The organism is Chitinophaga sp. 10T418, from assembly GCF_056394125.1.
In genome coordinates this window covers 373,699-397,516 of sequence record NZ_JBFTHG010000005.1, presented here as the reverse complement: position 1 = coordinate 397,516, position 23,818 = coordinate 373,699, and the positions used below count along the sequence as shown (strand labels likewise).

Annotated in this window: 16 protein-coding genes and 1 tRNA gene; 4 read left to right on the top strand and 13 right to left on the bottom strand. The window is 46.8% G+C overall.

Features of this window, described 5'->3' with window-relative positions; all coding sequences use genetic code 11:
- The first annotated feature begins 46 nt into the window (after positions 1–46).
- Entirely contained in the window at positions 47–898 is an 852-nt protein-coding gene (locus AC1DCV_RS16825; RefSeq protein WP_477024220.1) for a DUF4846 domain-containing protein, read from the top strand.
- An 87-nt stretch (positions 899–985) separates the two neighbouring features.
- Here the strand turns inward: AC1DCV_RS16825 and AC1DCV_RS16820 are convergent, their stop codons facing one another.
- The 5 genes from AC1DCV_RS16820 to AC1DCV_RS16800 form a co-directional block, all read right to left on the bottom strand.
- Positions 986–1,888 (bottom strand): metallophosphoesterase family protein, encoded by a 903-nt coding sequence (locus AC1DCV_RS16820; protein ID WP_477024219.1) that lies wholly within the window; start codon positions 1,886–1,888, stop codon positions 986–988.
- Between the two features lie 7 nt (positions 1,889–1,895).
- Complete coding sequence (locus AC1DCV_RS16815; protein ID WP_477024218.1) at positions 1,896–3,692, bottom strand: RagB/SusD family nutrient uptake outer membrane protein; 1,797 nt, start codon at positions 3,690–3,692, stop codon at positions 1,896–1,898.
- Positions 3,693–3,717: 25 nt separating this feature from the next.
- Positions 3,718–7,248, bottom strand: coding sequence for a SusC/RagA family TonB-linked outer membrane protein (locus tag AC1DCV_RS16810; protein WP_477024217.1), 3,531 nt, complete (start codon positions 7,246–7,248; stop codon positions 3,718–3,720).
- A gap of 196 nt (positions 7,249–7,444) precedes the next feature.
- A complete protein-coding gene (locus AC1DCV_RS16805) occupies positions 7,445–8,506 on the bottom strand; it encodes a FecR family protein (RefSeq protein ID WP_477024216.1) in 1,062 nt (353 codons plus the stop codon).
- Between the two features lie 118 nt (positions 8,507–8,624).
- The gene (locus AC1DCV_RS16800; RefSeq protein WP_477024215.1) at positions 8,625–9,218 is read right to left on the bottom strand and encodes an RNA polymerase sigma-70 factor; all 594 of its coding nucleotides are present in this window, start codon (positions 9,216–9,218) and stop codon (positions 8,625–8,627) included.
- A gap of 176 nt (positions 9,219–9,394) precedes the next feature.
- Here AC1DCV_RS16800 and xseA point away from each other — a divergent pair, with 176 nt between their 5' ends.
- Complete coding sequence (gene xseA / locus AC1DCV_RS16795) at positions 9,395–10,834, top strand: exodeoxyribonuclease VII large subunit (RefSeq protein WP_477024214.1); 1,440 nt, start codon at positions 9,395–9,397, stop codon at positions 10,832–10,834.
- Positions 10,812–11,027: an exodeoxyribonuclease VII small subunit gene (gene xseB / locus AC1DCV_RS16790; RefSeq protein ID WP_133810914.1), complete on the top strand. Its 216-nt coding sequence runs from the start codon at positions 10,812–10,814 to the stop codon at positions 11,025–11,027. Before xseA ends, xseB begins: the two co-directional genes overlap by 23 nt.
- A 3-nt stretch (positions 11,028–11,030) precedes the next feature.
- On the opposite strand, the gene AC1DCV_RS16785 is transcribed toward xseB, so the two are convergent.
- From AC1DCV_RS16785 to AC1DCV_RS16775, 3 genes are all read right to left on the bottom strand, one after another.
- On the bottom strand, positions 11,031–12,185 hold the full coding sequence (locus AC1DCV_RS16785; RefSeq protein WP_477024213.1) for a BamA/TamA family outer membrane protein: 1,155 nt from the start codon (positions 12,183–12,185) through the stop codon (positions 11,031–11,033).
- A gap of 128 nt (positions 12,186–12,313) precedes the next feature.
- On the bottom strand, positions 12,314–14,536 hold the full coding sequence (locus tag AC1DCV_RS16780) for a TerD family protein (protein WP_477024212.1): 2,223 nt from the start codon (positions 14,534–14,536) through the stop codon (positions 12,314–12,316).
- 81 nt (positions 14,537–14,617) lie between these two features.
- A tRNA-OTHER gene (locus tag AC1DCV_RS16775) sits at positions 14,618–14,735 on the bottom strand.
- Between the two features lie 247 nt (positions 14,736–14,982).
- Between AC1DCV_RS16775 and AC1DCV_RS16770 the strand changes: the two genes are divergently transcribed.
- Positions 14,983–15,993, top strand: a complete 1,011-nt coding sequence (locus tag AC1DCV_RS16770) for a helix-turn-helix transcriptional regulator (RefSeq protein WP_477024211.1) — start codon at positions 14,983–14,985, stop codon at positions 15,991–15,993.
- Between the two features lie 51 nt (positions 15,994–16,044).
- On the opposite strand, the gene AC1DCV_RS16765 is transcribed toward AC1DCV_RS16770, so the two are convergent.
- From AC1DCV_RS16765 to AC1DCV_RS16745, 5 genes are all read right to left on the bottom strand, one after another.
- Complete coding sequence (locus tag AC1DCV_RS16765; protein ID WP_477024210.1) at positions 16,045–17,490, bottom strand: c-type cytochrome domain-containing protein; 1,446 nt, start codon at positions 17,488–17,490, stop codon at positions 16,045–16,047.
- Positions 17,487–18,395 carry a sugar phosphate isomerase/epimerase family protein gene (locus tag AC1DCV_RS16760; RefSeq protein WP_477024209.1) on the bottom strand — a complete coding sequence of 303 codons (909 nt, stop codon included), beginning with the start codon at positions 18,393–18,395 and terminating at the stop codon, positions 17,487–17,489. Before AC1DCV_RS16760 ends, AC1DCV_RS16765 begins: the two co-directional genes overlap by 4 nt.
- 26 nt (positions 18,396–18,421) lie before the next feature.
- A complete protein-coding gene (locus AC1DCV_RS16755) occupies positions 18,422–19,909 on the bottom strand; it encodes a DUF1501 domain-containing protein (RefSeq protein WP_477024208.1) in 1,488 nt (495 codons plus the stop codon).
- A 5-nt stretch (positions 19,910–19,914) separates the two neighbouring features.
- Entirely contained in the window at positions 19,915–22,641 is a 2,727-nt protein-coding gene (locus AC1DCV_RS16750) for a DUF1553 domain-containing protein (protein WP_477024207.1), read from the bottom strand.
- A gap of 88 nt (positions 22,642–22,729) precedes the next feature.
- Positions 22,730–23,611 carry a helix-turn-helix domain-containing protein gene (locus AC1DCV_RS16745; protein WP_477024206.1) on the bottom strand — a complete coding sequence of 294 codons (882 nt, stop codon included), beginning with the start codon at positions 23,609–23,611 and terminating at the stop codon, positions 22,730–22,732.
- Positions 23,612–23,818 lie beyond the last annotated feature (207 nt).

The window sequence follows — 23,818 nt, the reverse complement described above, 5'->3', positions numbered from 1 at the left end:
TTTTATGGAAATTATTTATTCCTGCATCTTCCATAAAATTCATTGTATGACAATCGCCCTGACTTCGTCAACGCCCATTTGGTTGTTCCTGTTTGCCATTTTTATCAATAAACCGATGCAGGGGAATGAATGTATGGGCAAAACAACGGAAGCTAACCACGCCAGCGCAGCTACGAAGTCAGTTGCCGACATCCCCCTTCCTGCGGGCTACAAGCGCCTGCCGCAATCAGCGGGTACTTTTGGCGCCTGGCTACGCACTATGTTGCTGAAGCAGGATAACAAAGTATATCTCTACAATGGCCAGTTAAAAGGCAATCAGCAGGCGCAATATGCTGTGCTGGATATTTCTGTGGGTAACAAAGACCTTCAGCAATGCGCCGATGCAGTCATGCGTTTATACGCGGAATATTTATATGCCCAAAAATCTTTCGGGAAAATCAGTTTTAACGCGACCGATGGAACGAAGATGAATTATAGCGACTGGATGAAAGGAGATCGGTTCGTGCTTAAAGATAACCACCTCCGGAAAGTAAGACAGGCTGCCCCTTCCAGTGGACAGGCTTGTTTTACACAATACCTGGAAACGGTTTTTTCCTGGGCCGGTACCATGTCGCTCAGTAAGGAGTTAATACCGGTAAAGGATACACGCAAATTACTCCCCGGAGATGTGTTTATCAGGGGCGGTGCACCTGGTCATGCAGTAATGGTGATGGATGTGGCAGAGAATGCGGGGGGAGAGCGGGTTTTCCTGCTGGCACAGAGTTATATGCCTGCACAGAATATTCATGTGTTGAAAAATCCGGGTGCAGCATCACCGTGGTACACGGCTGGTTTTTCGGGTAAACTGCTCACGCCGGAATGGGTATTTGATGCGACTGAACTGACGAGGTTTCCGTAGATACTGGAATTCACAAGGGGGTTTCTATATATACAACAACAGCGCATTATTCATGCGCTGTTGCTTGTTTTTGGGGCTAACATCCATTTATTCTGTATGTGCTATATATTCATTTTCGACTTCGCCATCTGCATATAATTTCAGGATAGCATAACCTGGAGGTGTTTCAAGATAATAGCCTTCACCTGCAGATTCCTTATCTCCCTTACCCCACCAAAATCCGCTCATAGCACCATTGCAGCAATACCTTACGCCATTATAAACAGCATTGTCCGCGAGGTGATTATGACCACTCAGGCATACTTTTACTTTGTCGCGGTGTTTGAAAAACAATGATTTCAGACGTTGATGATCGGCATGACCACCGCCTACCAGTATGGGCGTAACGCCTAGTATCGGGTAATGCGACATCACCAGGGTAGGCGTGCCTGCAGGAACTTGTTCCAGGTCTTTTTCCAGCCACTGATACTGTTCTTCATCGAGGGATACCTTATCGTTGTTGCCATCCAGGATAATAAAGTGCCAGCCTTTACGGGTGAAACTATAATAGCGATGAGGTATTTTTAAACGTTTTACCACATAGTCTTTCCCATACATGGCGTCCTCTTTGGAGGGGGCTTTCCACCAGATATCGTGGTTGCCGATGCAGCTGAAAATTTCGAAAGCTTTTAAGCTGCTGATACAATCGTCCCAGATCTGCCAGAGCTGTGTGACCCTTTCTCTTTTTACATTATCGTAAGAGGCGTCAAAGATGGAATCGCCACCGTTGAGGAAGAAGTCTACCTGTTTGCCTTTAACATGTTCCAGGCATTTTTTGAATCGTGCGGGCGCATCAAGGTCTTCGCGTATATGCACATCCGTTATATGCGCTACCGTTAATACCGGCTTACGTTTGCCGTTATTATTGGTGGCGGCTTTTAAGGCGGCCGGTCCCAGTAGGGTACCGGCTGCCATCAGCCCTGTGTGTTTCAGAATGTCTCTTCTATTCATAAATTGTTTATTGCCAGTCAAATATTTGTTTCAGGTTTGGATTCAGTGCCACCTGTGTATACGGTATCGGGCGATAGTAATATTTAGGTTCCTGGAAAGTGCGTTTAGTCGTTTCTGTTACTATGTTTCCGCCAGCTGTGCCATTTTTCAGGTATACTGTTACGTCATCTCCTATATTACCTGCTTTGTAATAGATGAGAGGAACGCCCAGGGAGTTTTTCTCTTTTTTATCTTCTGAGGGGATATCCGCGCTTTTATCAATCAGGATAATATCTTCCAGTCCATCACCAGTCATATCAAATTTGCCCAGTCCGGGGAAGTACATGCCCTCTGGTATTTTTTCCATGGTTTTTCCGGCGTGCCACCTCATCAGGTCATCGTAGCGGTAGCCTTCCATGGCAAATTCTACTCGTCTTTCACGACGTATTTCCAGGATCACGCCCTTCATTATACCACTCACGTCGGGAAACTTAGCCGCCTGCACAGGGTCAGGAGCAGCATTGCTGGTAGCGAGATTCATGGCAGGTATACCGGCGCGGGCACGCAACAGGTTAACAGATTGGTCCAGATCGCCCTGTGTAAGGATTCCCTGTTCAGCTTTGGCTTCTGCATAAACGAGCAGGGCTTCGGCATAACGATATACCGGGAAGTCCATGCTGCCGGAAATGGCATTATCTGTGGTATTGAAATAGCCTTTCACCTGGTGATACCCGGTAAAGTTTTTATTCAATCGCTGAATATAAGGTGTTTTATCACCTGCTCGGATAAATCCGGGTGCGGCCAGTGTTTGGGCCATACGGGGATCTCTGTTTTGAAACTCCTGTGTAAACTGGAATTTATCGTAACCAGGGATGTCTGTAAAACGCGAGCCATCTTTCATCAGGTAAGTCTGCACCAGGTCCCGTGACGGAGACTGTTCATAATCACCGAACAGATAGCCGTTAATATTACTGTTGTTACCTTTTACATAGTCGTAAGGATTGGCTAATATGACTTCGTTGACTCTTAGCAGGTCCTGACTGGCAAATACAGTAGCATAGTCGCTTGAGGGATTGCCGGTGTTATAGATGCTAAATTTGCCGGAGCTCATAATAGCCTGCGCTTGTATGCGCGCAGTATCCAGGAAACGGGCGGCAGTGGCCTGAAGATTTAATTCCGGATGATATTTACGAAAAGTTCCCTCATAAAGGGCGATGCGTGCATATAGCATCTTTACAGCCCATAAGTTCGGAGTGCCGGAAGGTACCTTTTCGCGCACATGCTGAGCGGCAAACGACAGATCGGCCATGATACTATCTACTACCAGGGTGCGTGGATCACGGCCTTTATACAGGTCCGGATTTTCCGGCAGCAGGGTTTTACCATACCATGGAACATCGGAGAAGCGGCTGATTTTACCGAAATAAAACATGGCCCGGTAGTATTTGGCCAGACCAGCATAATGATCTTTTACTTCCTGGGTGACATCGGCCCCACTATAATTGTCGAGGAAGAAATTGAGATTGCGGAGGGTGCCCCAGTCCCAGCCACTGGTAATGGTTTGGGAGCTGGGATTGCCGGTCATCATGTTTTTTAATTCCAGCAAGGCGGTAGATGCTGCGTTATCACTGCTTTGGTCGCCCAGATACTGCCAGGTACTCGCCAGGTTGAGTTGTCCGTTCATATACAGTGATAGATCTGTTTCCGATTTGAAAAACAGCTCAGTCGCTATTTGATCCTGCGGATACCGGTTCAGAAAATCTTTTTTACAGGAAGCACTTAAAAACAGTGTTCCAAGAATAATATAACTGGTAAGTTTTTTCATGTTGTAATGTTTAAAGTATCCGGTATTACAGATCAAGATTTAATCCTATTGCATATTTGCGTTGGTAAGGATAAGCCCATCCATAGCCATCTATAATGGCTTCGGGATCTACGTATTTCTTGATGGAAGAAAACTCAAAGATATTTTCTCCGGAGGCATATACACGTAAACGATTAATATGATAACGTTTGGTAAGTGATGCCGGTAAGGTATAGCCGATTGTCAAATTTTTGATACGCAGGTAAGCTGCATTCAGCATGTATTTGGTTTGAGGAATATCCAGTCCTTTGCCGTTATTGTTATCTGCCAGCCATGCCTGCATGACCGGGTAGTACGAGTTGGTGTTGGCATCAGCCAGTCCTGCCTTGATATAAGATGCGCTGTGTTGTGCGCGGGTTGCTTCGTTATCTGCGGTAGCGCGGTAGAAATCCAGGTTCCATGGATAAACATTCGCATAAGGTTGCTGCATCGGCCCCCAGAAGAGGTAATGGTGCGGATAGTAATCCATCTTAGCGATGCCCTGCATAAACACCGAGAGGTCGAAACCGTTCCAGTTCATATCCAGGTTAATACCATAACGGTAATGGGGGCTCGTGTTACCTATTACTTTCAGGTCTTTTGGATCTTTGGCAGAAATACCCTGCTCTATTTTACCATTTCCATCAAGGTCTTTGTATTTAGGCCATCCTTCTACTACTTCCAGAGCACCCCATGGGACGATGCCAGATTCATCCAGCTTTTTTACGTCGTCTTTATTCTTGAAATAACCGTCGCTGGTTAAACCCCATATTTCACCCATGGTTTGACCTTCGTAGAATTTGCTGCTGAATAATCTTTGGTCATTCTTATAGCGGGTGATTTTAGTTTTATCGTCAGATAAGGTAACCTTCAATCCAAAGTTCAGTGGCTTGGAAGCTACATTGAAATTAGTGCGATAAGCCAGCATCAGTTCCCATCCACGGGTAGATAAGTCTGCCGCATTTTTCTGAGGTGCAGCGGAGCCTAATACCCCGGGTAATTCCTGACCAGGAGCGAGCATGCCGGTTGTATTACGTACAAAGTAGTCAAATGATCCCTGGAATTTGTTGTCCAGGATACCGAAATCTGTACCCACGTTGGTGGTAGTTACCATTTCCCAGGTGTAGGTAGATGGATCCACTTTCAGGGCAGGGGCTCCGGTGACCACCGTTTGATTGATATTACCGTCTATCAGGTAAGGAGACTTGCCAGTCGGTAGATTAAATTGATACCCGAAGTTGGAAACATTCTGGTTACCTAAACTGCCATAAGAGCCTCTGAATTTAAGGACTGATATCGCGGGAACTGATTTAATGAACTTTTCCTCACTGGCTACCCAGGCGGCAGATACAGAAGGGAATAACCCCACCCGGTTGGTTGGTGGAAAGCGGGACGAGGCATCATACCGGCCGTTAGCTTCAATGATATAACGATCCTTGAAAGTGTAATTAATTCTCCCGAAAAGACTTCTGATAGCATAGGAATCATAGTTACCACTCACGGAGGCGACACCGCTTGTAAGCGACAAATAGGGCAGCGCCGGAGATATGATATCTTTTTTATTGGCATTGATTGTCTGTGCTTCAAAGCTTTCCTGGGTAAACCCAGCCAACAAGGTAATGGTGTGATTTTTTGCGATGGCTTTATGGTAATTGGTGTAGAAGTCAAAAACATCCTGCCTGATGTAAGCGTTGTTTTCGGTTACAGCACTGCCACCTTCCTGACGGATGTCTTTGGGGCCATAACCAATTTTATAATAGTTCTGATCTACGTGGTATTTCCATAATTCCCTTTTGAAACTTGCATCACCAGTAATCTGCAGGTCGTTGTTGAGGAAGGAAGCTACCCCTCTGATCACATCCTGAAATCCGAAACGGGTGGTGGTATTGCGTCCGCCATCAACCAGCTGGGCAGCCAGGCGGCCAGCTCCGGTATTAGCCCAGGTACCGTCAGGGTTTACTGCCACCTGTGTGGGTTGCAGGTAATATACATCTGTAATATTATAGGAAGGGGCATCGGCTTTTGTTTGATAGACGCTCAGGTTATTGTCTATCTGTAGCCAGCTGACCGGTTTAACATTAATTTTGGCGCGCATGCCTGTACGTCCCCAATCATCTTTTGCCAGTTTATTTAAACCGTTTTCTTTGGTGTAATCGGCAGACAGCAGATAACTGATCGGTACTTTCTTAGCTGTTTCTCCGCTACCGCTCAGCGTGATACTGTGATTCTGGGAGAAATTATTTCGGCTGAAGAAGTAATTATTCCAGTTATTACTACCCATATACGCCCATTTTGTAGGGTCGCTTGGATCAATCCGGGTATCAGGCAGGGAAGGATTGTCAGATCTTTCTTTGGCCCATTTATAATATTCATCAGAGAAATTGACATAATCCCAGGGCGTATTATTGGTAGCTGTTTCGAGTACGCGGGAATAAATATAAGGATCTGTTACCGGTTCCGGCATTGTTGTCCGGCGGGCCATCGCAAAGTAGTTGCTGTAGCTCACAGATTGTTTGCCTCCGGTTGCACCCTGTTTGGTGGTAATCAGGATCACGCCGAAAGAAGCCCTGGCACCGTAGATGGCTGCCGAGGCGGCATCGCGCAAAACGGAGATAGACGCAATGTCTGTTGGATTGAGTCGCATCATATCATCCGTGGAGGCGGTGATACCATCTATAATAATCAACGGTGCTACCATCCCGTTGGAGCTTGCAATAGTGGCGATACCGCGGATATTAATATTGGGAACCTGTCCGGGGCGGCCACCGGAGTAACTGATGTTCAGCCCTGGGCTCAGGCCCTGCAACCCCTGCATCACGTTGGCGATAGGTCTTGCAGCCAGCTGTTTTCCGGAAATCTGGTCTATCGCACCGGTCACATTTATTTTCTTCTGGGTACCATAACCTACCACAATCACTTCTTCCATAGAATTCCTGGATGGCTCCATGGTAATGGTGAGGGTTTCCCGGCCGTTGAGCGATACTTCCTGCTGGTCAAAGCCCACGTAGGTCACCACGAGTATGGCATTTTCAGGCACTTTTAATTCAAAGTCACCTTTATCATTAGTAACAGTTCCAATGCTGGTATTCTTTAAACGCACGCTTACACCCGGTAACACTTCACCGGTAGGGTTTACCACGTGTCCTTTTACCACATTATCCTTGCTAACCACGGATGCGGGCGCAATTACGATCAGGTTGTCGGACATTTTCCTGAAATGCAACGATGTATTGTCCAGTATTTTATCCAATACCATATCTATGCTCCAGTCTTTCACATCCAACGATATTTTGTGATTCGACGGGAGGTTGTCATCATTGTAAACAAACCTGTAATGGCTGTTTTTTTCCAGTAATGTGAGCGCTTTCTCCAGCTGTACCTGGTTGAGCTTCACGGTGATGGTGGATTGAGAATGCACCTTTGCACTTACGTGTAAACAGGCAACGGTGATCAGCAGCATAGAAAGCTTCATAAAAATCAACAGTTTATACAACTTCCGCTTAGGCGGAAGCCAATTGTCCACTGTACTTTTTTTCATACATTTGTTTTGTTGGTTAATTAATTGTTGATGGAAAGTTTACCCAATACAATGCTGTTAACCGATATTTACACGGGGAATGGTGCGAACATTTCCCGTTTTTTTTTCGGTTAAAGCTTACGTGTTAAGACGATTCGTTTACTGTTTGTTTACTGTGTTGTTTTGTGTGTCAGCAATAATTTCGTGAACATACCTTTTACTGAATCCATATTTTACCGACAGCATCTTTATGCCAGGTGAACGATAAGGTGGTCTCCAGCGCGTTCAGTACCTGTTCAAGGCTTTCTGTTTCAAATACGCCGCTGAAATAAAGTTGTTTTTTACTATTGTCCTTAAAATCAATTTCAACGCCATACCATTCTTCCAGCATAGCGGCTACTTTTTCCAATTGCAGGTGTTTAAAGGCCAGTTTATTCTGAACCCAGGCCGTTTCCGTAAGGATACTGTCCTGTACGGGGCTGAGTTTACTCTTATATATGACTATCGGTGTGGGTGCAGTCAGGGTATTATTTACCACAGGAGCGGCTATCTGCACCGGCACGGTGAGTTTTTCATTTGGTTTGAGTGACACTACCTGGTTATCAGCATTTTCAAGCACCACTTCTACTGCCCCCTGTACCAGGGAAGTAACGGCACTGTCTTCCTGTGGATACGCCCTTACATTAAAAGAGGTACCCAATACCCGGATATGAAAGGTTTTGGTATGTACCCGGAAAGGTCTTTCTGCATCTGCGGTGATGACAAAAAAAGCTTCTCCTTCCAGGGTCACTTCTCTGGGTGCATGTGCGGCAAATTGTTTTGGATAGTCCAGTTTACTGCCTGCATTCAGCCATACCCGGGAGCCATCAGGCAACAACACCTGTGAGCGCATCCGTTTTTCTGTTACCATTTGTGCCAGTGGTGCAGGTATTTTTGTTTTGGAAGAAGCATACCACCAGTACCCGCCCATAGCGAGCATCACGAGGATGCCGGCGGCAATGCCGCTGTAAAGTTTCCACATGGAGCGTTGTACCGGTACTTCCACTGGGGTAGTAGCTGGTAATGACTGCATGCGCAAATGATGCTTTTCCAGCATCTGTTGCACCTGTTGCCCGCTGTATTGCTTGCCGGCGGGTGTCCAGTTCTGTGCAAATACTTCCCGGATATAACTGGCATCGGGATACTGCTGCAGCAACTGCTGTAAGGTAGCTGCTTCGTCTTCCGTAAGTATGCCGGCCAGTTCGCGGGCCAGTAACGTGTACAATTTTTCCTGATCCATAGTTTCAGTTAAGGACAAATGAGGACCTCATTTTTTTGGTGAATAGTAACATTTGTCCTTGCTACTATAAGAAGGACAAATAAACACATGAAAGTTCCCTAAAGAAAATTAAAAAAAGTTAAGAATCCAGCCGGAGATAAGTTTGGGCGGTTTCATCCGACAGGTCAAAACGGATGGCCTGGGATATTTTTTTGACGGCGATCGTCAATTGGGCGTCCACTGTTTTAGTGGAAATATTCAGTAGTTCCGCTACTTCGCGGTAGCTGAGACGGTCTTGTTTGATTAAACGGAATATCAGCTGGCAACGGGCCGGCAGACTACGAATCGCTCTTTCTATTTTTTGTGATACTTCGGCAGATACCATCCCGCTTTCTGCTTCCGGCGCAATGGACAGCATATCGGTGTTTAAGTCATCCAGCGAATGATGCTGGTGTCTTTTCTGCTGCTGGAGAGTATTGAGAGAAAGATTTTTGGTGCTTACATACAGGTATACTACCGGGTTATGTACATGCAGTAAATCATTACGCTTTTGCCATAATGAAAGAAATACATCAGACACAATTTCTTCTGCCAGATGAAATGAGGAAACAATGGATGCAGAAAAATGGATAAGCCGGGTGCATAACGCGATGTATAGTTCATTGTACGCCTGAATACTATCATCATAGCAGACCCTTTGAAAAAGCGATTTTATCTGCTCATTTTCTCTCATGGCGCAAAAATATATAAAACGGAATAAGTCTGTTATTAAGTGTTTGTTATGGATTTGGTTGTTCGGCGACCTTTTTTATTGTTCAACTGGCAGCAATATAATATACATTTTTTAGATTCCCGGTATATTCCGTTCCGCATAGGAAATAAACGTTTTACTTATCTTTACCGGTAGTAATGAACGAATCTCCATCTATAAAGCTCTCCGCACTCACCAGCAAGATTCAGCAGGCGCTTCACAGCGTGTTTGCTGAGCAAACCTACTGGGTGGTGGCTGACGTCACCAATCATTCCTTCTACCAGCAAAAAGGCTATCATTATTTTGACCTGGTAGAGAAAGATGAAAATGCGGGAGGCATCGTGGCCAAAGTATCTGCGGTAGCCTGGGGCAACGGTGCTGTGAGGATAAAAGAATTTGAGATTGTAACGGGACAACAGTTTAAAAATGATATCCACGTATTGATCCGGGTATCGGTGAGCTATCACCAGGTACACGGCCTGCAGATCGCCCTGCTGGATATAGATACCAGCTTCACGGTGGGACTGCTGGAACAGCAGAAGCAACAAACCCTGCTACGGCTCACCACAGAATGTGCGGATTTTGTCCGTAAAGTGGGCGATCGCTATATTACACGTAATAACCAGTTGCCTCTCCGGTCTGTAATACAGCGGCTGGCAGTGATTACTTCCGGCAATTCCGCCGGCCACCAGGATTTCAGGCATACCCTGGAGCATAACCATTTCGGCTATACCTTTAAAATTGACAACTACTTCACCGTTGTGCAGGGCGAAACAAAAGCGGAACTGGTACAACAACGGCTGATAGATATTTATAACAGCCAGGTGCCGTATGATGCGGTGGTAATCATACGCGGTGGCGGTGCGCAAACGGACTTTCTTATTTTCGATACTTTTATATTGGGTAGGGCAGTGGCTAAATTTCCCATTCCGGTGATTACTGGTATTGGCCACCAGAAGAATGAAACCATCACGGATATGATGGCGCATACGGCTACCAAAACGCCTACCAAGGCCGCAGAGTTAATCATTGCGCATAACAGGAATTTTGAAGAAGCGGTGATCTCTATGCAACAGAACATCCTGATCCGCTCTCAGCAACTGTTTTCCAGTCATTTCCAGGCACTGTCATCCCTGAACAGCACCATCATTAATCAAAGCAGAACTTTGCTGGCGAATCATAAAGAAGACCTGCATGGCTGCAAAAATGTAGTGCTGCAGCATTCGTCCGCTATACTGCTGCACCGGCACCGGGAGCTGATAGGCGCGTCTAATGCAGTGCTGCAGCGGCCAAGGATCATGGTATCCAATCGTCTCAATGACCTGGACAATATAGTGGCTAACTTTCGTTCTTTCAGCCGGATGTACGTACAAAGTAAACGTGGGCAGGTTAGTCATTACGAAGCTTTATTTAAACTGATGAGTCCAGCCAATATCCTGAAACGGGGATTTGCCATGGTTTACCAGGATGGTCAGATCATCAGTAATGCCACTTCTCTTCAGCCGGGCAGCCATATCAAAGTGGTATTGCACGATGCATCGCTGGAGGCTACTATTACAGCAAAAAATATTACACATGAGCCAGGAACTGACATATGAAACTGCCTATAATGAACTGCAGGAAATAGCGGAGGAAATAGAAAATGAAGCTGTTTCCGTAGATCTGTTAGCCGAAAAGGTAAAGCGGGCAGCTATTCTCATAGAATTCTGTCAGCAGAAATTACGCGCCACCGAAGCGGAGGTAAATAATATTATTAAACAGATGGAAGGAAATAAAGGAGGGGAGAAGTAATGTTTAAAATACCTCATTAATACCGAAATAGAATCCTGATTGATCCTTGCCCCTACCATAATCCAGGCGGATATTAACGCGTTTTTTAAATTCCCAGCGGTAGCCGATGCCGTAGCTGATAAGGGATTGATCGAGTGCCAGTTCCTTGAATTCGTGAAATACGTTGCCGCCACCTATCCAGGCTACCATACCACTGCGGTTGTAGATCTTTTGGCGTAGTTCTATCTGTCCGGCAAGGTAGCTTTTGTCACGGAAGCGGCCTTCATAGTAACCCCTCAAACGATTGGAGCCACCGGCTTCCGCCATTAAACTCCAGGGGACTTCGCCGGCGCGTTCTTCTCCATACAGATCAGTAGCCAGCACGGCACCTTTCCATAATTTTTTGTACCAGTCGAATTGCACGTCATATTGCGAAAAAACCGCCTTATTTCCAAAGAAAGAAGGAAAGACGCGATAGCCCAGGCGTACATATATGCCTTTGTAGGCATTGGGGATAAAGTCGCGGGTATCATATACAATGAAGGGACCAGCGCCTATGCCCAGTATTTTTTCGGGCTGCATCAGGGGTTTGCCCCCGGCAGTATCTATCTTCCTGGATTGTACATTATGAATCTGTGCACAAAGTCCCACGAACAATTTGCCGTTTAAATTGACAGCAAAATCGGCCAGCATTTTTTCGGTGAGTTGTACAAATTCAGTGTAATTATCTTTGTTGTTACCTGCTTCATATCCAATGCCCCAGTACTTATTGGGGCGGGAGCTGAAGGATGCTTTCAGGGCAAGCCGGAAACGATCGTGCGGGAAAATGGTGGTATTACTGATCCCGATTCCATAGAACCCAGTCAGCGCAGTGGATGCGTAAATAGCTGCATTGGAAACGGGGAGCAGGGAATCTTTTTTATCTGTTTTGTATTGTGCCGCCATCATTACTGCGATGCCAACGCTGGTTTCCGGTGTATACACCGGGCCGCCGATAAAGCTGAGGTCTACCTTTTTCTTCTTTTTTTCTACGTTGGTATGCCTCAGATAATACATGATATTATCGAAGAATCCTCTGGGCGCGGATATAGTGGCCGTGGTATCGGCCTTGTCCTTGAGCTGGGCCTGCAGTATAGCCGGGGTCGCAACCAGGAAAAGTAGTAGACTGTATTTATTCATATATGACAACGCAATGAATATAACACCATTTTTAGAAAATTGATGAAGTGGGCCGTAAAAAGTCTTTTAATACAAATAGCAGCTCGGGCAAATGCCCGGCTGCTATTGTTTTTATGGGGGATAACAAATTAATCAATAAATAATTGTGTCACGGCGGCGGTGTTACCGGCCCATTGAACGGTGTACGTCTCATCTGCTGGCAGCTGATCGGTGACCTGCAACTGCTGTGCGGCTGCTTTTACCAGTAGCAACTGTCCGATGCTTAGCTTGCTATCCAGTTTTTTCAGGATCGCTTTTACATTACGCAGGTCCAGTTGTTGTGCTACTTGTCCACCGAAAGGCATTTCCAGCCAGATGATTTCTCTGGCAGCAACATCCAGTACGCCGAATACCAGTCCCTTGGTGATCCCGCTGGTGATACGCACCATGTGCTGTACACAGGATGGATCGTAAGCGACACCGTTTTTTTGAGACACCTTCATTGGATATTTACTATCCATCCATCCTACCACCAGGTTAGGCGTGATAGCACCCTGGCTGTAAGCGTTACAGGTAAAGGTCACATAACGGGCGCCGGCTTCTGTCAGTGCAGATATATCTATTTCAATATATTCTGCAGTACCCACCTTGTGTGGAATAGAACGGATATCTCCGCTATGTTTACATCCGGTGGTTTGTAATCTTCCAAAAGAACAGGTATCTGAGTATTCGTCATATGCAATACGGCAGCTCAGGTCCATATCCAGGTGCTGGGCGGCTAACCCTGTACCCCATTGCATGAACAGGAGGATTTTGTTTCCATCTGTTTTATAACGGGTACCCATCAACGCAGAAGGCAGGTCCTGAATCTGTTCACTACGATCGCCGATAGCGAGCGGTATTTTAAACAGCGCTGGTGCGATATAGATGCTTTTGGCAGTAGTAGGCACTGCGGCGAAACGTTTTGTCATCGCCAGCAGGCAAAGTTCTGTTACGGCATCCTGCATAGCAGTCAGCTGTGCATCATCGTACATGGACAACAGTCGGTTGGCAGGCACGCTTTTGCTGACACCTCCCAATGGCTTCACTGCACGGGTGATTGTTTTATCAAAATAATAATCTGCGTACATCTGCAAAGTAAACAGCAAACGGGCAGGTACTTTATCTATGATAGTGGCAAAAGCAGCCGTTACTGGCGCTGGTCCAAACCACAGCATGTTGGCAAACAGGGAGCGGGCAAACAGGCCAGGACGCTGTTTCAACAGGTACATCGTACTTTCTGTATCGTAGCGTAAACGGAAGTGATTCACCTGTCCGGCCCATACGGTATAATCCTGGCGATAGAATTTATCCATCACCACCCGTAATCTTTCAAATCCAGGACGCTGGCTGAACTCAGCGAGGCGCAGTGCACGGATGAAGCGTACCCACATCCCGCGTTTAGGGTGCATCGTTTCACACATGGTAGCAGCGTCCATGTCGATGTTATTCATCCATTTGGCTACCATCAATCCTTCCTTACGGCTGTATTTCAGCTTCAGGGCTTCCATGGCAAATGTTTTCTTAACCGGTTTCACCACGTGGAATTGCACCTTGTTTTTTGTTTGGCGGTTTATAATTGTTTTTGGTGCAATTAACTGCAGGAAGCCGGTTTGTTTATACCACAGGTAACGGAGTATATCCGTAGGCGTAGTAAATAATACGGTGGCTTTATCTGCCTCCTCTCTGGCGATTAATATATCCACCACGGCAACCATGGTTTCTTTCATTCCTATCTTTACTTCCTTTAATGGGAGAAAAGACAGTAATGCTTTCAGGCTATCTATCTGGGTAGCATCCAGTGCCGTTTTGGAAGCAAGTAAGTCCTGCAGGTAGGCGGCGGCCGATGTTTCAGACCACAGTTCCAGCACCCGTACTTTACTATGCTGACCAAAATTATCTATGGCGCCGGACTCAAAGGCTGTGCCGCAGAAAGGGCATCCGTTATATCTTTCCAGCGGAAAGGTTTGTGCCGGAATAATATGTCCGCAGCCAAGGCGGGTACCTTCCCCTTCAAATATCGTGTTGAAGTAAGTAACTATATAATCCGCTATTGTAACATTGACCGGGATTTCCCAGTTTTTTATCAGTGGCAACCAGCTTTTTTTAACGCCCATGACTTCCCGGAAAGTTTCCAGTATGGTAGCCTGATAGGCAGGTGTAGTTTGATTCAGCGCATGCAGTAATGATTCTGATACGCCGAAGCCCAGCTTCGCGAGATTAGCTACCAGCAAGCCGGTAGTAGGCGTAAGATAATGTTCATTGGAATGAATGGCTGTTTCAGGAATAAAAACTGCCTGCTGACGTAAACCTACCTGTAATAAAGTGTTCATAATAATTGTTATTAATAATCAGATAATTTTGTTGCTCTTTACCTAAAAAAGAGAAGTAAGCAACAATTGACCTAGATATAGTAAAGCAGGCTGGATTCGAACCAGCAACCCCCGCATCCCTTGCAGAAGTAAGTTTTAATTGACCTGTGGGTAATTTTAAAACTTCTAGTACGGTGCGCTACCATTGCGCTACTGCTTTTCCATCTTCGGCGGTAATCGTAAATGTTTTTCATTTGGAGTGAGTTGAAGTAACATTTTCTTGACCGCTTCCGATGACACAAAGATGCAAGGGTAGGTGCGCAGTACACTTGCGCACTTAAAATTTATTTAAAAAAATATTTTAAATAGATGATAATCATTAATTTGTGAGATAATTATTTTTTAGGGAATGATATGTGCGCAGGTAGAATGCGTAGTGTTTTGTTTTCTTTGTATAAAAGCTGTGTATGTCCATCAATAAACTTGCCCTGATCCGGTATAAAGCCATCGATGATTGTTTACGCAACCGCTATCGTAAGTGGACCCTGGAAGATCTGATAGATAAAGTAGCAGATGTATTATATAATGCAGAAGGCATCAGCTCGGGGGTAAGCAAGCGAACTATCCAGGCGGATATACAGCTTATGCGCAGTGATAAGCTGGGATATAATGCCCCCATAGAAGTAAAGGACCGTAAGTACTATGCCTACAGCGATCCGGCGTATAGCATCACCAATGCACCTATTAACGAAGGGGATGTAGATAAGATGAAAGAAATAGTAGCCGTACTGAAACAATTTAATGGCTTCAGCTACTTCGATGATATGAGCGATATGATTGCCCGGCTGGAAAATAATCTTTATAAATCAACCGACACACACCTGAACTGTATTCAGTTTGAGAATAACCATCAGTTGCTGGGCCTGGCACATATCAACCCACTGTATCAGGCTACCCTGCACCGCAAAGCATTACTGATAGAATACAAATCTTTTAAAGCGAGCGAAGCAAAGGAACATATCTGTTATCCTTACCTGCTGAAAGAATACCGCAACCGCTGGTTCCTCATCACCCGCATCAAACACACGACCATGCTGACAACGATGGCGCTTGACCGCATCATCAGTCTGCAGGAACTGCCTAAAGAGAAATTTATCGCCTACGATGGCATTCCTTTCGAAGAATACTTCGATAACCTGATCGGCGTCACCAAGTCAGAGAAAGAGGTGGCACATAAAGTAGTGCTGGAGATAGATAAGAAACATGCGCCGTACGTGCTGACAAAGCCACTGCACCATTCCCAGCAGGTGCTGAGGGAAAACGAAAAGGGTACCATTGTGAGCATTGAGGTAGTGCTGAACTTTGAGCTGGAAAGAGAAATTATGGGATTTGGAGAACACATGAAAGTATTGTCTCCCAAATCCCTGGCCACACGTATTGCTAAAAGACTGGTGCAGGCCGCAAAAAGCTATGAATAGGGCTTGCCGTCGCTCCCTGCAATCGCTCGCCTAACTGCCAATAGCTAACAGCTAACTGCTGATCTTATGATATATCATCGTATCAGATACCAATTGCGGCAAACGATAGCCACCAGTATCTATCTTCAGTTTAGGCAAATGCTGACGCAATTGCTGAACTGCCATCGGCTTAACACCTGCCTGATATAAATATACCTGTTGTAGTTTTTTATTTTTCTGGAGAGACAATAAACCCTCATCCGTAACAGCGGTTCCTGCCAGATTGAGGTAACGCAAATTGGTACAGGCATTTAATGCATTCATTCCCTTTCCCTTTATGGCTACATTTCTCAGGTCCAGCCGCACCAGGTGCGGGAGTTTTCCCAATACCGGAAACGCGCTGTCCGTTACCCGGGTGCCACCCAGATTCAGCCATACCAGCTGATCTTTCAGAGGCAACAGCAACTGCATATCCTGATCGTTGAAAGCGGCTGCATTGATGCAATCTACGTTCACATAATTGCTGGCAGCAGCTACCCGCAATACTTTTACACCTTTCGCCTCCAGGGCAGCAATGCTTTGTGCACTCACAGGGGATACTTTGTCTTCCGGAATAAACTCCTGTTTATCCAATGGGGTAGCAGGTTGCATGCCATCCAGCACCGCCAGCATCAGCGTTGTTTTGGGCAGTTCCTTTACCGTTTTACCGGTAGGTGCGCCCTGAGAGATCCACCAATGCAACAGCTCCAGCTCCTGCGGCGTTACCGCTGGTTTGCCTCTTGGTGGCATACGGTGGTCATCTTCTTCCGGTAACAGCAGTCGCTTGAATAATTCGCTTTCTTCCGGCATACTGTCTTTCAATACCGGGCCATGTTCACCTCCTTTACGGATCAGTTCCACTGACTCCAGTCGCAGTCCGCCTTTCAGCTTCTGCTCATTATGACAGCTATAACAACGATTCGCCAATACAGGTCTCACCAGGTCCTCGTACAACCGGGCATCGCCAATATTCGTATACGCGGTAACGTTAGCAACGGATTTATTGAGTCCGGTGAGCTGTCGTAATCCGGCAGGCATGGCCTGTGTGAGGTAGTCATCACCGTGGGTAAGACTACCGCCATAATGCCCTGCAGCACTCAGCAGCAGTATCATGAGCAGTGCCGCCGGTACCTGCAAACGACGAAAGCGGTCTTTGTTTTTCTTTCTTTCCAACAGGTACAGAAGGGTGCTGATAACGGCTACGCCTATACCCAGATATTTATGTGTTAGTAATAGGTTTTCTTCGTATCCTCCATCCAGTGAAAGCAGGTAGCCGGTAATACAGCTGGCGATGGCAGACAAGGCTGCAGCCAGCAATATGGTGGGCAATGCAGACTGAAGATGGCGCCATTTTTCCCGGCGGGCCAGCAATGTCAGGATACAAGCGATCAGTAATATGCCTATGGGCAAATGGACCAGTAAAGGGTGCGAGCGCCCTATAAACATACTCCAGCTGCCGGTGCTAATCAGTAATTTCATTGTTTGCTATAACGTTGTTTAAGCTGCTTCATCATATATACATTGATATCCCACTGATCAGCCACCGGCTGACGGGTATACGGCAGGGTGGGCAGATAATCTGCCGGACCAAATTCTGTCAGGAAAGTCAGCGGTTTGCCGGCGGCCTGGTGCTTTTGCACTACCTGGTCCCACCACGCGAAATGTGCTTTCACGGCGCCTTCCCACTCGGGGGCACGGGGATCATTTACCTGCGGGCCTTCCGGGTGACCAATACGTGCATGTATATGTGATGCGCGATCCAGTGCTTTGGCTACCGTAGCCACCTGGTCCTGCAGCAATGATTCGTGTACGTTGCACCAGTGTGAAATGTCCAGCGTTAACCGCAGGTCGGGCTTTGCTTCAATAAATTTCCGGGCTACATGCGCTGCAAACATCATCCGGGAACGGTGGGTTTCATGATATACCGGTATGCCGGATTGCTTTGATATGCGAATGGTCATATCTATCAGCGCACTATTTTGCTCAAAAGAAAAATAGTCCCTGCCGGAATGACAATTAATATATAATGGTTTGATTTTACTATTGCTGGTGGCTGCTTTCAGTGCAGTTTCAAATTGCTGCGCGTGTTTCGTATAGTCGCTGTCGTAGCCTGCGCATAAATATCCTACCTGCAATTCGTATTTGGCCAACGCGGCAAATAGTTCCTGTTGTGCTGCGGCTTCTGTAGGCCACCATATTTCCATACCGTCATAGCCGGCATTTTTTGCATCGCGGCAAAAAGCATCGATACTACCGTTGTAGCCCCAGTTGGTGGCTAAGATGATTAACTTAAAGCCTTCCTTTGCAGGTGCATCTGCGGCGGCGGCAAACTTAGGCAGCGATGGTAAACATAACGCAGAGGCCAGTATAGCAGATTGTTTCAAGAAGTTTCGTTTGTGTTGATCCATGTTTAGCTTAATATGGGTGTAATTACTTTTCCGCCGGTATCTGTTAACCGGAAAGGACGTCCCTGGAACTGGTAAGTGAGTTTTTCATGATCGAATCCCAGCTGTTGCAGGATCGTTGCGTGAATATCATTGATGGCCACTTTGCCTTTCACCGCAGAATAGCCTATTTCATCGGTTTCTCCATAGGAAAATCCTTTTTTGATACCAGCGCCGGCCATCCACATGGTGAAGGCTTCTACGTGGTGATCACGGCCCATGAAAGGCATGTCTTTTCCATCTCTGTTTTCCTGCATGGGAGTACGGCCAAATTCACCGCCCCATACCACCAGTGTTTCGTCTAATAATCCGCGTTGCTTCAGATCCTGCAGCAGTGCGGTGATGGGACGGTCGATTTCCCGGCATTTGTTACGCAGGCCGTAGTCGATAGACCCACCTTCATCCGTACCATGTGTATCCCAGCCCCAGTCATACAATTGAACAAAGCGTACACCTTTTTCTACCAGCTTGCGGGCCAGCAGACAGTTGTTGGCAAAGGATTCTTTACCTGGCTGAGTACCGTACATTTCGTGGATGTAATCAGGTTCTTTGTTGATGTTCATCACATCCGGTACGGAGATCTGCATTTTATAAGCCAGCTCGTACTGGGAAATGCGCGACAATGTTTCCGGATCGCCGAAGGCGGTATATTCCTGTTTATTTATTTCGTTGATTGCATTGATGGATTCTTTGCGGAGGTCTCTGCTCATGCCATCAGGATCGGTAAGAAACAGTACCGGTTCTCCTTTGGTCCTGCATTGTACGCCCTGGTACACAGAAGGCAGAAAGCCGCTGCCCCAGACACTCTTACCGGCATCCGGTGTTTTACCGCCGGAAGTCAGTACTACAAACCCGGGCAGGTTGTCGTTTTCAGAACCCAGTCCGTACGTTACCCAGGAGCCTATACTGGGGCGACCCAGTCTGGCGCTGCCGGTTTGCATGAGTAACTGTGCCGGACCATGATTGAACTGATCTGTTTGCACAGCTTTCAGGAAACTCACATCATCGGCCATGGTAGTGAAGTGTGGCAGGTGATCGGAAATCCACGCCCGCGATTCTCCATGCTGATTAAATACAGCTTGCGGGCCGAGCATTTTAGGGACGCCTCTGATGAAAGCAAACTTTTTACCTTCAAGAAAAGAAGCCGGGCATAGTTGGTTATGTAGTTTCTGCAGGGCAGGTTTATAATCGAATAATTCCAGTTGGGAAGGTGCCCCTGCCATGTGGAGATAGATCACACTTTTGGCCCTGCCGGGAAAATGAGGTGATTTTGGTGTCATCGGGTTGCCGCTGAGATCCACCAGTGTTTTGCTGCTGGTACCACAGCTGGCCAGGAAAGAGCCGATGGCAGCGGCACCCAGTCCTGTAACACAATCCTTCAGAAAGTGGCGCCGGGTAAAATAACGCAGCGTAGTATCATTGGCTTCCTTTATCAGTCTTGCATGTTTAGTCATACTGCTTAGGATTTAGTTAGGAATTCATCCAGGTTCATAATGGCATTGGCGACTACTGCGAGGGCAGCCAGTTCGGCCTGTTGCGGTTCACTGTTTTTGCTTTGCAGCAGTTTCATGGCAGCATTGGGGTCCTTGCGGAACTCCTGCAGCGCCTGCGTATATAGTGTTTGTAGTACTTTCAGTTTATTATCGGGCAGTGTTTTATACATCGCAGTCTGATAACCCCAACGGATACACGCTGTAATATCGTTGCCGCCGTTTTGCTGCATATGCTTCGCCAGGGTAGTGGAGGTTTCCATATAAACAGGATCATTCAGCGTTACCAGTGCCTGCAAGGGCGTGTTGGTGCGGATCCGGCGCTGCAGACAAACTTCCCGGCTGCTGCCGTCAAAAGAAATCATGGAAGGGTAGGGACTGGTGCGTTTCTGATAAACGTACACCGCTCTACGGTATTGGTTTCCATCAGTAGCCTTATTCCAGCTGGCGCCGTTGTATACGGTTTGCCAGATGTTGTCTGGTTGAAAAGGCATGATACTCGGTCCATGTAGCTGCTGGTTTAAAAGGCCGCTTACCCTGAGTGCCTGGTCCCTTACTTCTTCAGAAGTAAGCCTGAATCGGGGGCCTCTCGCCAGCAGGCGGTTAGCAGGATCTTTTTCCAGTAAATCCGGTGTGGCGTTAGATGTTTGTTTGTATGCAGCTGATAGTACAATTTCTTTTAGTAATGGTTTTACATGCCATTTATAATCGTGCATAAAGCGATAGGCCAGGTAGTCGAGCAGTTCCGGGTGGGAAGGTAAGAAGCCCTGGGAGCCGAAATCTTCCAGCGTTTCTACGATGCCCGTACCAAAGATTTGTTCCCAGCAGCGGTTGACCATTACCCTTGCGGTGAGTGGGTTTTGTGTAGATGTCATCCATTGTGCCAGTCCAAGGCGGTTGCGTGGTGCATCTTTTGGAAAGGGATTGAGCGAATGTGGTACATCCGGGGTGACAACCTTTCCTTTTACCAGCCAGTTGCCACGTTCAAACACATGGGTGACGCGGGAGGTAACGGCCGGATTTTCTATCATCACGGGAATATCGTCCGGGTTCTGATTGATCAGGGCCATCATTTCCGCGCTGATTTTATCGTAGCCGGGTTTTCCTTTGCCGGGTATATCTCCGCGGAAGGCAAACCATTCCACTGCACATACGGCATCTGCCGGGTTGATGGCCGCATTGCGGAATATCAGGAAGAGGTCATGTGTGCCTGTTACAGCGGGCAATGGGATGCTGATGGCCAGTCTTCCATTGGTGGTGGCCAGTTGATGGGTGAGCAGGGTTTTGCCTTTGAGACTATCGAGTCTTATTTCCATGGTGCCGCCCTTACTGCCGGTCCAGTAGTTCATGAAGAGCTGTGTTTTACCATCCAGTTGCTGATGTGGGAGGCGGCAGCTACCATTGTGGCGTACGCCCATGTATTTGGTGTCCAGCAGGGCGCCGTTGATATATTGATCGGCGTCATGGGCATGTACTTTAGGTTCCAGTACTTTGAGGAATTCCTGTACATCCTGCTGTTGTGTGTTGTTGCCGTATTGTGCGACCCAACTGCTGATTTCCAGCACCTGTGAGGTACTAACGCTGTCGTACAAACGCAGTTTAGGATGTTCCATGTGCGTGTCTTCATCGCGGGTATTATTGAGGAAGGCCAGCAGTTTATAATAATCTTCGAAGTGGAAAGGGTCGTATGGGTGGGCATGGCACTGTACGCAGGCGATGGTGACGCCCTGGAATACCTCCATGGTAGTACTTACCCGGTCCATTACCGCAGCGGTTCGGAATTCTTCATCCTGCGTACCTCCTTCATCGTTGGTCATCGTATTGCGGTTAAACGCTGTGGCGATGAGTTGATCGTTGGTAGGATGAGGGAGCAGGTCGCCTGCCAGTTGATTGATTGTGAAACTGTCATAGGGCATATCGTTGTTGAACGCATCTATGAGCCAGTCGCGGTATCGCCATATTCTCCTGCCTTCGTCCCTTTCATAACCTTTGGTATCGGAATAGCGGGCGAGATCCAGCCACATGGCCGTCCACCTTTCGCCGTAATGAGGAGATTGCAGGAGGGTATCGACTATTTTTTCATATGCGTTCGGATCTTTGCTGTCGGCAAACTGTTTGGCCATTTCCGGGGTAGGTGGCAGGCCGGTAAGGTCCATGCTTACCCGGCGCAGCAGGGTCATTTTATCCGCTTCAGGAGCGGGTTTGAGCCCTTCTGCTTTCAGCTTTTCCTGTATGAAGTGGTCAATGTTGTTACCATTGGCAATGGTGATATCCGGTACGGGTACTTGTTTGGGTGGAATGTAAGCCCAGTGTTCACCCCATTCGGCGCCTTCTTTTACCCAGCGGGTGAGCAGGTCTATTTCTGCATTGGTGAGCGGCTGGCCTTTCTGGGGCATTCGTTCTTTCGGGTCTTTACAGGTAAGGCGGCGAATGAACTCACTTTTTTCAGGGTGTCCGGGAACAATAGCCGGTTTACCGGATTTGGTGATGCCCAGGGCTTCTTCCCGGAACAGTACACTAAATCCTCCGTTTTGTTTTACCCCACCATGGCAGCTGATACAATGCTTGTTCAGCACCGGTTTTACTTCCGTGCTGAAGTCTACTTTTTTGTTGGAATGACAGGCGGCAAACATAATGCCTGCGCCGGCAGTAAGTGTAAGGGCCACTGTTACCCTCAACGTGGAGAAATGATGCATTAGCAATTGATTGACACTCTGTAAAAATAGGTTAGCTGCCACAAAATGCTGCTAGATGATCCGCTGATTATGATGGATTATCTTACGATTAAACTTTCTTATCCCGGTACTGATTGGGCGAAACGCCCATTATTTTGGTAAACATCCGGGAGAAATAATAAGGGTCTCCCATACCCAGTTGCATGGCGACTTCTTTAATGCGTAACGGCGTGAAAAGTAAGTACTGGCAAGCCTTCTGTACTTTCAGGTGATTGAAATATTCTATGGGCGAGAAGCCGGTATTACTTTTAAAAAGGAAAGAAAAGTGCGACTGTGAAAGGTTTACGGCTTTCGCCATTTGTTGGAGGGTGAGCATCTTATCAAGGTGATTGTTCATGTAATCGATGACCTGATCTATCGAATTATCATGCTGTCTTGCTTTTCCGGGTTTTGATATACCGGGATATATGCAGGACGACAAAAAAGACCAGAAGTTCATGTTGGAATAAACGAGATTTTCCTGTCGGTAACCCCGTTGCAGTTGCTGATAAATGCCTTCAAACTGTTCGAGTCTTTCCTCGGAATGGGGCAGAAATATTTTATGGCCGTTCCACTCTTTGATGGCGGTATCTACGATCGCTGCGGCGCTGCTGCCCAGGAAATGGACCCAGTAAATAGTCCATGGATCTTCGGTATCCGCGCTGTATTCGTGCGCCCACTTGCGGGGTAGCAGGAAGCAGTCGCCTGCCTGAATCAGGAAGGTTTCTTTTTTTATGGTAATGCTTCCTTTGCCTTCGATGCAGTAAATTAATATATGCTGATCAGCACCATGGGCCCGTTTCCGGTGATGGAAAAGGGCTTTTGGATAATAGCCGATATCGGTAATGTACAGGGGTGTCAGCACCGGTTCTTTAGCACAGTTTTTACTCAGGATATTGCGGGGTATGACTATCATACGCTGGCCCTGAAAGCCTTCTTTCTTCCTGATCATAACGTAGCTGGTTTTATCTCAAAGTAAGAAAATCCATTTATTCTTTATTCACCGGCATTATCGATGTGTTCTCCCATACCAGGTGAACACAAAGCTCCAGCTTTTTCTCCGGAGGGATATAAAGCTTATTAGCATTATTATAAAATATATTATCCTGAATTATATAAAGTCCATTTCTTTTACTCAGAAGCAAAGATGCATTGCTAA

Bases quoted from the DNA above. Each gene is read 5' to 3' on its own strand.
- AC1DCV_RS16755 (WP_477024208.1), bottom strand. From the start codon at position 19,909: ATGACTAAACATGCAAGACTGATAAAGGAAGCCAATGATACTACGCTG.
- AC1DCV_RS16825 (WP_477024220.1), top strand. From the start codon at position 47: ATGACAATCGCCCTGACTTCGTCAACGCCCATTTGGTTGTTCCTGTTT.
- AC1DCV_RS16815 (WP_477024218.1), bottom strand. From the start codon at position 3,692: ATGAAAAAACTTACCAGTTATATTATTCTTGGAACACTGTTTTTAAGT.
- AC1DCV_RS16745 (WP_477024206.1), bottom strand. From the start codon at position 23,611: ATGATCAGGAAGAAAGAAGGCTTTCAGGGCCAGCGTATGATAGTCATA.
- xseB (WP_133810914.1), top strand. From the start codon at position 10,812: ATGAGCCAGGAACTGACATATGAAACTGCCTATAATGAACTGCAGGAA.
- xseA (WP_477024214.1), top strand. From the start codon at position 9,395: ATGAACGAATCTCCATCTATAAAGCTCTCCGCACTCACCAGCAAGATT.
- AC1DCV_RS16805 (WP_477024216.1), bottom strand. From the start codon at position 8,506: ATGGATCAGGAAAAATTGTACACGTTACTGGCCCGCGAACTGGCCGGC.
- AC1DCV_RS16810 (WP_477024217.1), bottom strand. From the start codon at position 7,248: ATGAAAAAAAGTACAGTGGACAATTGGCTTCCGCCTAAGCGGAAGTTG.
- AC1DCV_RS16800 (WP_477024215.1), bottom strand. From the start codon at position 9,218: ATGAGAGAAAATGAGCAGATAAAATCGCTTTTTCAAAGGGTCTGCTAT.
- AC1DCV_RS16750 (WP_477024207.1), bottom strand. From the start codon at position 22,641: ATGCATCATTTCTCCACGTTGAGGGTAACAGTGGCCCTTACACTTACT.
- AC1DCV_RS16780 (WP_477024212.1), bottom strand. From the start codon at position 14,536: ATGAACACTTTATTACAGGTAGGTTTACGTCAGCAGGCAGTTTTTATT.
- AC1DCV_RS16820 (WP_477024219.1), bottom strand. From the start codon at position 1,888: ATGAATAGAAGAGACATTCTGAAACACACAGGGCTGATGGCAGCCGGT.
- AC1DCV_RS16785 (WP_477024213.1), bottom strand. From the start codon at position 12,185: ATGAATAAATACAGTCTACTACTTTTCCTGGTTGCGACCCCGGCTATA.
- AC1DCV_RS16770 (WP_477024211.1), top strand. From the start codon at position 14,983: ATGTCCATCAATAAACTTGCCCTGATCCGGTATAAAGCCATCGATGAT.
- AC1DCV_RS16765 (WP_477024210.1), bottom strand. From the start codon at position 17,490: ATGAAATTACTGATTAGCACCGGCAGCTGGAGTATGTTTATAGGGCGC.